This is a genomic window from Sphingobacterium puteale, from assembly GCF_050986225.1.
Lineage (GTDB): Bacteria > Bacteroidota > Bacteroidia > Sphingobacteriales > Sphingobacteriaceae > Sphingobacterium > Sphingobacterium puteale.
On record NZ_CP158959.1, the window covers coordinates 1740984 to 1752552 of the forward strand.

The 11569-nt window shown below is 39.5% G+C and carries 10 protein-coding genes; 6 read left to right on the forward strand and 4 right to left on the reverse strand.

Going from position 1 to position 11569, the window contains the following annotated elements; genetic code table 11:
* Position 1: 1 nt before the first annotated feature.
* From ABTV71_RS07165 to ABTV71_RS07175, 3 genes are read left to right on the forward strand one after another with little or no spacing between them, the layout of a single operon-like run.
* Positions 2-2005 (forward strand): redoxin domain-containing protein, encoded by a 2004-nt coding sequence (locus ABTV71_RS07165; RefSeq protein ID WP_433902680.1) that lies wholly within the window; start codon positions 2-4, stop codon positions 2003-2005.
* A gap of 22 nt (positions 2006-2027) precedes the next feature.
* Positions 2028-3662 (forward strand): S41 family peptidase, encoded by a 1635-nt coding sequence (locus ABTV71_RS07170; RefSeq protein WP_433902681.1) that lies wholly within the window; start codon positions 2028-2030, stop codon positions 3660-3662.
* Positions 3663-3695: 33 nt separating this feature from the next.
* Positions 3696-4838: a redoxin domain-containing protein gene (locus ABTV71_RS07175; protein WP_433902682.1), complete on the forward strand. Its 1143-nt coding sequence runs from the start codon at positions 3696-3698 to the stop codon at positions 4836-4838.
* 338 nt (positions 4839-5176) lie between these two features.
* On the opposite strand, the gene ABTV71_RS07180 is transcribed toward ABTV71_RS07175, so the two are convergent.
* A complete protein-coding gene (locus tag ABTV71_RS07180) occupies positions 5177-5872 on the reverse strand; it encodes a hypothetical protein (protein ID WP_433902683.1) in 696 nt (231 codons plus the stop codon).
* Between the two features lie 184 nt (positions 5873-6056).
* Entirely contained in the window at positions 6057-6560 is a 504-nt protein-coding gene (locus ABTV71_RS07185) for a hypothetical protein (RefSeq protein ID WP_433902684.1), read from the reverse strand.
* An 87-nt stretch (positions 6561-6647) separates the two neighbouring features.
* On the opposite strand from ABTV71_RS07185, the gene ABTV71_RS07190 reads away from it, so the two are divergent.
* On the forward strand, positions 6648-6947 hold the full coding sequence (locus tag ABTV71_RS07190) for a transposase (protein WP_070566721.1): 300 nt from the start codon (positions 6648-6650) through the stop codon (positions 6945-6947).
* 11 nt (positions 6948-6958) lie between these two features.
* Positions 6959-7825: an IS3 family transposase gene (locus ABTV71_RS07195; RefSeq protein ID WP_433903699.1), complete on the forward strand. Its 867-nt coding sequence runs from the start codon at positions 6959-6961 to the stop codon at positions 7823-7825.
* A gap of 120 nt (positions 7826-7945) precedes the next feature.
* On the opposite strand, the gene ABTV71_RS07200 is transcribed toward ABTV71_RS07195, so the two are convergent.
* Both ABTV71_RS07200 and ABTV71_RS07205 read right to left on the reverse strand, forming a co-directional pair.
* The gene (locus tag ABTV71_RS07200) at positions 7946-9235 is read right to left on the reverse strand and encodes a hypothetical protein (RefSeq protein WP_433902685.1); all 1290 of its coding nucleotides are present in this window, start codon (positions 9233-9235) and stop codon (positions 7946-7948) included.
* Positions 9236-9651: 416 nt separating this feature from the next.
* Positions 9652-10239, reverse strand: a complete 588-nt coding sequence (locus ABTV71_RS07205; RefSeq protein ID WP_121125719.1) for an RNA polymerase sigma factor — start codon at positions 10237-10239, stop codon at positions 9652-9654.
* 271 nt (positions 10240-10510) lie between these two features.
* Between ABTV71_RS07205 and ABTV71_RS07210 the strand changes: the two genes are divergently transcribed.
* Positions 10511-11530, forward strand: coding sequence for a FecR family protein (locus ABTV71_RS07210; protein WP_433902686.1), 1020 nt, complete (start codon positions 10511-10513; stop codon positions 11528-11530).
* Positions 11531-11569: the final 39 nt, after the last annotated feature.

The following is an 11569-nucleotide window of genomic DNA, read 5'->3' on the forward strand; positions in this document are numbered from 1 at the left end:
CATGAAGAAACAGATCATTTTTTTAGTTCTGTTGTTTTTCCAGGCTGTGTCATATGCACAGCCTCGATTTGACAGCAGCATTTTTAAGCCGCTAAAGCCCAAATTAACAGACCAGTTGCAGGTCATGTATGATGCCAAAGGCAGGGATCTCGAATTTAGCGATGCCATACATGCAGCATTCTTTTTATTCGAAGATTTTGAATGGAAGCAGATAAGCCTTGCCATGAAGAAAAATGCGGCAGGAATATGGACAGTAACGGTACCGGTTAAACCGACGACGGCTTTTATAGCTGTAGAATTCTTCCAGGGAGAGTATGATCATCCGGATGCAATGGACAACAATCAGGACCGGGGGTATGCTGTTGCGCTGAGCGATGCAAAAGGAAAACCGGTACCAGGTGCGTATCTGGGGGAAGCTGCTTTTCAGGTACCGACAGTCGCTGGTGGTGGCATCTTTTCGTATTATACGAATCAGCCTGCTGCGATGCCAATGGACTATCTGAAAGGATTGGCTGAAAAAGAATTTGCTTTGTCAGGTAAACAGTATCTGCGCTATTTTCAGTCGTATATGAACTTGCAAAGATTGGCTTTGGGCGACGCATTTCCCGAATACGCCAAGAAGCTGTTAACAGATGAACTTAAACGGAAGGATATCTCTGATCAAACCCTTAACCAACTTTATAGTTTTGCAAGTGCTCGCCTACAGGACAAAGCCTTGACGCAATTGATCGAGCAACGTGTAAACGCCGATTTTCCAAGTGGTGCGACAGCCCGGTTTATTGCCTATAGCAATACCATGGGAAGCAGTTTGGACAAAGCGGAGGTGATCGCTTCGTATGAGTATTTTTTACGACGTTTTCCTATTCAGCAATGGCGTCAGCATCCCAACGGTCAGGGATTTATCTACTATGCCGTATACCGAGGCCTCGGGTCGGCGTATTTCGAGTCAAAACAACTTGATAAGTTTGCGAAACTGTATGATGAAATCGATTTCCGTACGGGAAATGAATTGATGCGCTGGAATATCATGCGTGCATATATGTTTAAAATGGTCGGTAAAGATAGCCTTTATCAAGTATCAGAAGCAATTCTGCCCAAATTAATCGCGCGTAAGGGAGACAACTCTTATAAGGAAGATTTTGACCGTCAGGCTCAGGCAGATTCCAATGTGGTCAAAAATTTGGATGACCGGTTGTTCACCCACATTTCTTTATTAAATGATCTTAAAAAATATGAGGAAGCCAGAAAATATTTCTTATTGCTATCTGAAGACGGTAAATATAATAATGCCGAACTCAATGAAATTAATCTTCAGGTGCTGGAGGGGTTAGGCGATGACAAACAAATCTTACCCTTACTTGAGATGAGCGCAAGATACAACGCAATGACACCGCGTATGTTTGATAAGCTCAAAGTAATTTACTTAAAAGGACATGCTGGCGATGAGGGTGGTTATCAGGCTTACTTGGCGGGATTAAAATCCAACGAGGAAAAAGCTGCAATGCAGGCCTATGTGGATCACAATTGGGTCAATCATCCTATGCCTGATTTTCGATTGGAAACTGCCGAAGGTCTATTTATTACGCCAGAAGATTGGAAAGATAAAATTGTTGTCGTGGATTTTTGGGCTACCTGGTGTCGTCCATGTATTATGGCCTTTCCAGGCATGCAGCTTTTGGTCGATAAATATGCGCAGGATAAACATGTTGCCATTTATATGCTAGGTACCATGCAGACTGGAAATTATAAAGATAAATCAGTGAACTATGTTCGTAGTGAAGGTTTTCGATTCAATTTGTTGCATGATTCGGTCAATCCAAAGAGCAATGAGCAGGACTTGGTGTTCAAACAATTGGTTCCATTGTTTGGAGATTCGTCTATACCGCGCAAGATTATCGTTAAAAACGGTCGTGTGCGCTATTGTTCAGGAGGTTATTCCGGAAGCCCAAGTAAACTGATGGACGAATTGTCCCTTGCTATAGAAATCTTAAAAAACGAAAAATAACAAGTTAAACCATTTACAGTATATGAATAGGAAAGCAACGGGCTTGCTCGTGGGTATGGTTGGTCTGAGCCTATCCCTACAGGCGCAGATGAATCCAAAGTATAAATTTGAAGAAGCACTAAAACTTATCCAACAAAACTATGTGGATCAAGTAAACGAAGAACATTTGGTGGATGCTGCGATCAAGGCGATGATATCGGATCTAGATCCCCATTCACGCTATACAAGTCGTGAGGAGGCTGAACAGATGCGTGTTGCCATGAGCGGAAGTTTTGCAGGGATAGGCATTCAGTTTCTAAAAAGCGATGATAAAACCTTTATCACCAAGGTCAATCCCGATGGTCCCGCCATGCGTGCGGGAATACGTGTCGGTGATCAGATCCTTAGGATTGATGGCGATAGTATCCTTGGAAGAAAATGGGGTAATCGGGAGATTATGGAAAAATTACGCGGTGAAAAAGACGTACCTGTTGTCCTTACCATTGCGTCGCCTGGAAGTAAGGACAGCAAGAATATCAACATTGTCCGCGAAAATATATTGGAGAAATCCGTTCGGGAAAGTTATATGGTAGATCAGGAGATCGGTTATATTGCGCTTTCAATTTTCAATAGGACCACACGTCAGGAGATGGATGCTGCTTTAAAAAGTCTGAAAGAACAAGGAATGAAAAAGCTGATCCTTGATTTGCAGAGCAATGGTGGAGGCTATGTCGAATCTGCGATTGGTGTTGCCGATGAGTTTTTGCCCAAGGAGAAAATTGTCTTTTATTCAGTGCCCAATGAAGGGGGAAAAGACTATTACTTTACGGGCGGATTTGGTCAGTTCTATGAAGGACAGCTTGTAGTACTTATTGACGAAGCCACAGCTTCATCCAGTGAAATTGTCACTGGAGCGCTTCAAGATTGGGATCGTGCTGTGATTATCGGCCGCCGCAGTTTCGGAAAAGGGTTAATGCAAAAACCTGTACCCCTATCGGATGGCTCAGAAATGCAGCTTACAGGTGCACGTTACTATACCCCATCAGGACGTTCGATCCAAAAGCCCTACAATAAAGGAAAGGATGATTATTTTCAGGATTTTAACCGACGAATGGAATCAAAAGAATTATTGGAAGGAGGACATATTTCCTTTCCGGACTCTTTAAAATACACGACGCTTGGAAATAAAAGGATTGTTTACGGGGGCGGTGGAATTATGCCGGATCGTTTTGTTCCCATCGATACCAATGAATACAGTACGTGGATGGCACAACTGATGAACAGTGGGCTTGTAGCCAAAGGAGGGTTTGAGTTTGTCCAGCAAAATCGTGCGGCTCTCCTCAAAGCTTATCCAGACTTCAAGGCATTCAACCTAAAGTTTAAAGTTCCAAAAGAAGTGCATCAGCAACTGATCACTGCCGCAAAAAAAGTTCTTGTGGCAATTCCACCTGAACAACAGCAGGGCGCACATGCTGCTATTGATGTTGAATTTAAAGCACAGGTAGGTTCATTGTTATATACCGGCGGTGATTATATGGCACGTGTCAGAAATGAGTCGAACAAGAGTTTCAAGGAGGCCTTATTTGTCCTTCGTGATGATAAGCTTTATAAACAACTATTACAGACAAACATCGTTGGGCAAAGCGTAAAAAAAGGCGTGACGAAAGTATCTAAATAGATTTTAAGATAGTACAATAATTATTATATAAATATGAAAAATATGAAATGGGCGCTAGCTTTAGCGTGCATATTGCCAACATTTGGATATGCACAGCAAAATTATACACTTCAAGGAACAGTGGGCAAGTTAGATAAACCTGCGAAAGCATATCTGCGTCTTAATTACGATGGGAAAGAACGTATTGATTCCGTTGACATAAAAAACGGAAAATTTGAATTTAAAGGAAGTATCCCTTCTCCGATGGAAGCGCATTTGCGTATCATCCACGACAATGCTCCTTTTGATCCCGCTAAACCACCGAAACAAGATATACTTCCTTTTTTGATTGAATCAGCGACAATTAAATTTGTGGCAGCAGATTCCATCAAACATGCAAAAATCTCCGGATCCCCTTTAAATGCGGAAAATGAACAGATAAATGCCCGATTAAAACCGATATACGATCAATATGAAGTTTTAAATAACGAGTATAAATCCAAGTCGCTCGCGGATCAGCAAGACCCTAAATATATCAAGACGTTGGAGGATCGTGCGAATGCCATACAGCAACAGACCATCGATGCGAAATTGGACTATGTGGCCAAAAATCCAAAGAGCTATATGGCCCTAATGGCTTTTAATTCTACTTTACCCCCTGAGTTTGATGCCCTCAAAGCCGAAAAGATATTTGCTACGCTAGACCCTAGTCTGCAGAATTCGATCCTTGGTAAGGACTTGGCCAAACGTATAGCCTTAATCAAAAAAACAAGCGAGGGTGTAGAAGCCCAAGAATTCACACAGCCCGATGTTGATGGTAAACCTGTAAAATTAACCGATTACCGCGGCAAGTACGTGCTGATTGACTTTTGGGCGTCCTGGTGTGCACCATGTCGACGTGAAAACCCAAATTTGGTGAAATCCTATGCTAAATACCAAAAACAAGGATTTGAAATTCTAGGCGTATCCATGGACAAAGCCGCCGATAAGGCAAAATGGTTAAAAGCAATTCAGGATGATGGACTGACCTGGAAGCAGGTTGGAGATCTTAAAGGATGGGAAAATGAAGCTGGAGTCATGTATGATGTTAAAGCTATCCCCATGAATTTCTTGGTAGACCCAAATGGTAAAATCATTGCTAAATACTTAAGAGGTGAAGAGTTAGACAAAAAATTGGCTGAAATATTTGCCAAATAGCTTTCACCAGCGTTGGTAACCCCGTACCTGCGCTGGCATATGTTTAGTTAGTGTAGACGGCTGCCGCCTCTGAGCAGCCGTTACTCCTTTATGCAGGTAGGCTATCCATTCCCGCAAAATGTATTTGCATGGACAGATTCGGATTATAAGCTGGGCTGTAGTAGATTATTAAATTCGCACCCAGATTTAACGGGCTGGCTCCCAGTGTTCCGGGAGATCCCCAATGTGCTTTTTATCAGAGCCAAAATATAGGCTGATATTGTTATCTGTTTCATAGAACAAATTTTAATTTTCTTGGCATTATTTGAATTTGTGAAGGTTGTTAAATAATTTTTGAGTTATCCAGTATAATTTCTACGTTGCGATTGGATTCCGATATTTAGCAGTCCTGTGATTAGGTCCTTAAATTCAGGTTGAACATCTAAATTCCAATCATAACTATATCCCTCTTCACTGTTATTCTCCTGCGCCCATACATCTCTTCCATTGCATTCAACACTCAACTTGAGACCATCAAGCATTAGGCTCTTTATACTTTCAAATCGCTTCTGAGGCATAGCAGGTTCTTTTATCTGTACATAATTACAAGCCCTGTTGAAGCTTATGATCAACCAGTTTTTATTATCTAAATTAGTACCGGCCTTCTTGATATTTTCTATGCGAATGGTAAGGTATTTCTTTTCGATTTTTATCTGAAGAGAATTAAAATGTTCTGTCGAAAGCTCCAGTTGATCCTCATTGTATTTTTTTATAAATTCAGCAATAAGGGGCGCTGCGTTATTTTTTGAAAGATCTACCTCAAAAAACGTATCGGTCTTTTGAACTTTCGCTTCAAAGGTCATCCTTTTACTATCTATATTTAAATTTGAAAATGGCACTAGAGATGCGTCAGCCAAAGGAGTTTCGTTTAACATAAAGGCTCCTCCCTTTATAGCTCTGAAATTTTCACCGATGATTGTATCTATACGCGTCCACAGTTTATCGGGATCTAACAAAAAGTAAACTTCATTTGCAACTCGTTTTATTACTTCCATATTTTTTTCTGTGTTTATCCAAGGCTTTTAGAGGTACTTAAAACATCTTCTTTAAAGTTTTGACATCATTAAAAATCTGTATCCAAAAAAACTATATATGTATGCTAGATAAAACTTACCGATAATAAGATGGCAAAAGTTTTGGTCATTATGATAAGTTATATACATATAAATATTACAAAAATTATGGAGAAATACTAGTTTTATCGGACTGAAACAACGCGAAGGTAGCATTCGAAATGACAGCTCCTGTGAAACCAACTTTCCAGCTAAAAAAAAGTGCAACGCAAGATGTAACAAATAAAATAGCGAGTGTCACTGTCACCCAATACGGAGGTCGTAGGATATGAAGTTTAAAGCCCAGATTATCTTCCAGTTTTTCTACCAGAGAACGTCTGTTTTGTTTCGGTAGAAGGTCTATGAGAGAAAAGTCGGTCGAGATTGTTTTATGATCTATTTGAAGTGTCGATGCAATAGCATTACGCAGCTTATAAAATGCCTGTTGGCTTGTGCAGTCATTCGAATGCTCTAGTTGGATTTTATCTGTGATGTGATCACACAGTTCGCCAAAAGTTGAAATGTTTAATAATTCAGTCTTTCCGAACTTAATGTCAAATGACTTTTCGACTTTAACGAGTAACTCGCTAATATCGTCCGGATCTACATTTTTAAGTTCATCGTCTTCCATACAGCATTTAGGGTAACAATTGGTTGGAGTTGCTAACTTAGTCGGCAGATCAAGTTAAGAACAATAAAATATCTTAATTTTGAAATAATGATTAAAGTCCGTAAAAAGTACGATCGCATTTTTAAAGAGCGAGCAGTTGAATTAAGTAAAAACAGGAAAAATCTTTCTGAGCTAGCTCGTGAGTTGGGAATCTCTGCTGCCCAATTATATAAGTGGCGTAAAGAGTCAGAAGAGTTTGGATCAGGAAGTTTCCCCGGGAATGGAAATATGAAGCAAACGCCAGAACAAGAGCGGATTAGTTTCTTGGAAAAAAAACTTAAAGACTCAGAACTGGAACTAGAAATACTAAAAAAGGCCATAGGCATCTTTTCCAAGAGCGATCGGTAATATATAGTTTTATCAAGCAACATCAGGGGCTATATTCGATTGAAAAGATGTGTAAAGTTATGGGCGTTGGATCTAGAAGCTATTATGCTTGGCAAAAACGGTCCCAACAGACAAAAAGCAGGAAATGTAGCAATCTGGAGGACAAGATAAAGGCTATTTATTTCGATAAGAAACAACGGTATGGCAGTCCTAGAATAACTGCGGAGCTGTTGGATGATGGAATTAAAGTTTCTAGAAATACAGTCGCTAAGTATATGAAAAATATGGGGCTACGGAGTAAAATAGGCAAGAAATTTAAAGCTACAACCGATTCAAAACACGCACATAAAATAATGGACAATGTATTAGACCGAAATTTCAAAGCTTCAGAGCCTTCAAAAGTCTGGGTATCTGATATTACTTACATCCATACCAAAGAAGGTTTTTTATATCTAACCACCATTCTGGATTTATATGACCGCAAATGTATTGGTTGGAGTATCAGTGATGGGATGAAAACTGAAGAAACTTCATTGGCAGCTTGGAAAATGGCAATTAAGCACCGTAAACTGTCTCCTGGTCTAATTTTTCATTCGGACCGTGGCGTACAATATGCATGTGAAAAATTTAGTAACACGTTAGATTCCTATAAAATCATAACAAGAAGTATGAGTAGAAAAGGTAATTGCTGGGATAATGCAGTAGCAGAAAGCTTCTTCAAAACGCTAAAATCCGAGCAGATTTACGGTAATAAGTTGATTACCAGGGATCAGATGAAAGCAGAACTATTCGAATACATAGAAATCTGGTATAATCGAGAACGTCGTCACTCCACATTGGGAAATCTTACAATTGAGCAATTTAATAACAAAGAGCAAAAAATTAAAAAAGCTGCTTAACTAGCACTGCCGATTTTATTTGCAAGTCCAGGTTACACTATATTAAATATATCAAAAAAGTTTATACAGGAACAGCCTATACACAAGTAAGCAAGGCAGTAAATTTTAGTCACTTTACTTCTATTTTTTTAGATACTTATTTTTTTGTTGGTCTACTCCTATTGTATAGTTACCCTTAAGCTCTAGCACCCATCCCTCACCTTTAACTAGGTTGTTATCTATGGAGGTTGGCAGAGAGAGCGAAACTTTTTTCCAATCCGGACTTATTAAAGCACCTTTTTCAACGGTCAAAATACCCCATACATCTGTAATTCGAGTAGTGGGATAATATGTGCCAAAGTTTTCGACCGGAATAATGGTTCTTGGGTCAAAGGAATAGTTCATGGCCTCGAAGAAGATCTCAAAATGTGGGGACTCAACAAACTTTATTTTGTGTTCTTTGACAATGCGTTTATTTTCTGAATCTCTTGCATTTTCTTCATCAAAAATAACCTGACCACTGTATTCCAAGGCTAGACGTTTAAAATCTTTTTCTGTTGTCGAGGGGACCGAAATAGCAAACCCCTTCATGAAATAGCTCGTCAAGTCGGTTTTAGCATTGATCTTTTTGTTCCAGTTTTTATCTTGTTTAAAAAGTAGATAGCCATAAGAGGGGATGGTTTGATACGCAAATGATCTTACAAAGGTGCGGTTATGTAGGGATCGGTCCATAGCCTTAGTGAGATAAGATTTTGTTGAATCATCATCACGGCCACTGACAATTATTCCTGTAAATTCAGCAATTCCTTCATTAAGTTCGAGCAAGTTTTCATTGGCAGCCGCTTTTTCGAACTTGGCATACCTATATTTTCTAAAAAATAACGCGCTACTGAGGTGCTTTTTCACCTCTTTTTTATCTGGCGCAGCCAACGCTTTTTTTAACGCTTCAAATTCAAGGCGTAGACTTATTCGTCCATCTTTTTCGTCCAGATGATTGTTATTCGCATTATTTAATTTAAATCCAAGCTCAGGTTGTATGCGATGAAATGATTCATGAGCGAGTAAATTGATACGGTCATCCCTATTTTCAGGAAGCGGCAACATAATCATAGCCCATCTTTTACCATTCCAGCCTAATGCCGTATTAGAAAAATTCACCTCCTGTGGAAGTATACCGACATATATATTCGTTGAATGTTGGAGGCCTCCTTCTAGATCAGGCTCATTTGCATATATCTTCCTTGTTACCGGATCAACTAATAAGGTTGGTCCATATAGGTCTTTATTCCATAATTTAAAGGTGCTTGCTGAGGCTTGCTTTAGCTCTGTAAAAAACGTATTGATCTGTTCCTCATTATAGATTTTTGTCTGCGCCTGCAGCAGACCGACAAAACTTATAGGTAACAAGAAGGCAAAAAGTTTTTTGATCATTCTGATAGGTTATATGTAAATATTATAAAGATTGAGGGAAAATAACACTTTTAAGGCACTAAAACAAGTAATCTAATTGTATATCTTCGATACTGCTTATATACTGGATTTGGCAATTCCATGGCTTTATCAATATTTGCGAAATCTGTTATCCAATGGTTAAACTAATTATTAGAATGACATTAAGGAATTCTCAAGGCTTTTTAAACGTTTTGCCCATATTATACACATTATCACTAGCTGAACCAAAAGTATTAATTCATTGATAATTAATGAGGTAAACTTGTTTGTGTTGAAGCTTAATCCGTCGGTGAAAAAAAGGAGAAGTCCCATGAGATAAATCTGCCTTGAGATAACGAAAATGATTGTAAAGGATACTTATGTCGCAAATTTTTAAAATTTGTCTGCTTGAAAAATCAATGGAGGAGCTTAATCAAATAAAATAGGACAAGCAGATGTTGCTTTGGTATACCCATGATCTCTTTCAATGCTTCCATGGCACGATTATTCAATTTGTACAGGCTTTTGACAGAAATGTTGGTCAGCGTACTGATTTCCTCATAGCTCAGTTCTTCGAAGTACCTAAGAAAAATAACTTCTTTCTGTTTCCCCGTTAATTGTTCGAGCGCCTGAATCAGTCTTAACGCATTTGCCTGTTGTTCTTCGGTTGCGATATAAGCGGATTCGACATCATAGGTGAGCTGGAAATCATCTTTTTCGCCAAATGAAGAGAGTTTGCCGTCTCGCAATTGGGCATTCAATAGGCTATTTTTTAAGGCGACAAGCAGATAATGTTTTGGATTGGAAATACTTCGTAGCTTGCTGCGGTTTTCCCAAAATTTAATAAATACATCCTGAATGGAGTCTCTGACATAATCCTCATCGTTTACCCGGCGCATCCCATATTCATACAGGTTCGGCAATAGTGCACGATAGATCTGTTCGAAAGCCTGTCTGTCGCCCTCAATGAAATTATTCCAGTACCGATCTATGATGTTGTTCATCTTTGAATTTTGCCATTAAATGAAATAGATCACTTGATTTTCCAAAAATAGTAAAGATTTAATAACAATAAGGAAACCCTTATTTTAAATATAGCGGAATAGTACAAATACGTTTCATTTGTCCAAAAATAGGATGTTGAATTTAATTTGCGCTTTAAATGATGAATTTGATAAGTGTCGAAAACGGCTTTTAAATTTTTTTTAAAAAAACTCAAGATCGATGGGATAAAATCTAATTCCTGTTTGTCCTGTATTTAACAAAGGCTTAATCATGGAGAAATATACGGCTTACAACACGCAGGATTTTTTGGACGACCTGGATTTTGTCCGCTTTGCCAAAGAGCCGGATCGGGATGACCTCGGAAATTGGAAGGCATGGCGCGCAGGAAATCCGGACAATGCTGCCGCGTATGATGAAGCGCTCGCTTATCTTCATGCTCTGTATGGTATTATGCGCATAAAGCCTAGTCCAGCATTTGCTGAAAATCTGTTTCGGGATATTGAGCATGGCATAGCCGGAAACAGAAAGAAACGAAAAAATAAGATTATCCGTTTGTGGGCAGCCGCCGCTACAGCGGCGGCGGTAGCACTTTTTGTAACTGCGGCTTGGTATTATCAATCGATGATTGTTATACAGACCGGAAGCGGTGTCTTACAAACCGTGGTATTGCCCGATAGCAGTACTGTACAGTTGAATGCCAATTCTTCTGTCGCTTATCGTCGCGCCTGGAAATGGTTGTCCAAGCGGGAAGTATATACGACCGGTGAGGCCCTATTGGAGGTTAAACATCTCAACAAAGATACGGCAGACATTCGTGAAGGTGAGCGGTTTATGGCTTATACCGGCGACCTAGCCGTGGAGGTGCTGGGTACAAAGTTTAACCTAAAAAATAGGGATAATAAAGTGACGGTATCACTATTGGAAGGGCGCATTGCACTGCACAATCGCAAACATGGTGGCGAAACCAAGATCCTTGTACCAGGAGATGTCGTAGTCGACGGTAGTCAGGGCTTCCGCAATTTGAGCGCTAACAGAAAATCAGCACAAGAATCGGTTTTATGGACGCAGAAGACCTTGACAGGCGAAAACTTAATGGTCGCCGATCTAATCAATGAGTTTCGCTATGTCTACGGTAAAGAAATCATCATTGGTGATACATCACTTCTAAATCGAAAAATCGACGGTCGCGTATCGCTAAATTCGCAGGAAAGCATCATTTATACCATTGCGAATATCCTGCAAGCTAATATCCGGATCGGCAAGGATACGATCTACCTTGATCCAAAATAAGAAAAATACAATCAATCTAATACTACATTAACATCTAAC

Bases quoted from the DNA above. Each gene is read 5' to 3' on its own strand.
- ABTV71_RS07165 (WP_433902680.1), top strand. From the start codon at position 2: ATGAAGAAACAGATCATTTTTTTAGTTCTGTTGTTTTTCCAGGCTGTG.
- ABTV71_RS07170 (WP_433902681.1), top strand. From the start codon at position 2,028: ATGAATAGGAAAGCAACGGGCTTGCTCGTGGGTATGGTTGGTCTGAGC.
- ABTV71_RS07175 (WP_433902682.1), top strand. From the start codon at position 3,696: ATGAAAAATATGAAATGGGCGCTAGCTTTAGCGTGCATATTGCCAACA.
- ABTV71_RS07180 (WP_433902683.1), bottom strand. From the start codon at position 5,872: ATGGAAGTAATAAAACGAGTTGCAAATGAAGTTTACTTTTTGTTAGAT.
- ABTV71_RS07185 (WP_433902684.1), bottom strand. From the start codon at position 6,560: ATGGAAGACGATGAACTTAAAAATGTAGATCCGGACGATATTAGCGAG.
- ABTV71_RS07190 (WP_070566721.1), top strand. From the start codon at position 6,648: ATGATTAAAGTCCGTAAAAAGTACGATCGCATTTTTAAAGAGCGAGCA.
- ABTV71_RS07200 (WP_433902685.1), bottom strand. From the start codon at position 9,235: ATGATCAAAAAACTTTTTGCCTTCTTGTTACCTATAAGTTTTGTCGGT.
- ABTV71_RS07205 (WP_121125719.1), bottom strand. From the start codon at position 10,239: ATGAACAACATCATAGATCGGTACTGGAATAATTTCATTGAGGGCGAC.
- ABTV71_RS07210 (WP_433902686.1), top strand. From the start codon at position 10,511: ATGGAGAAATATACGGCTTACAACACGCAGGATTTTTTGGACGACCTG.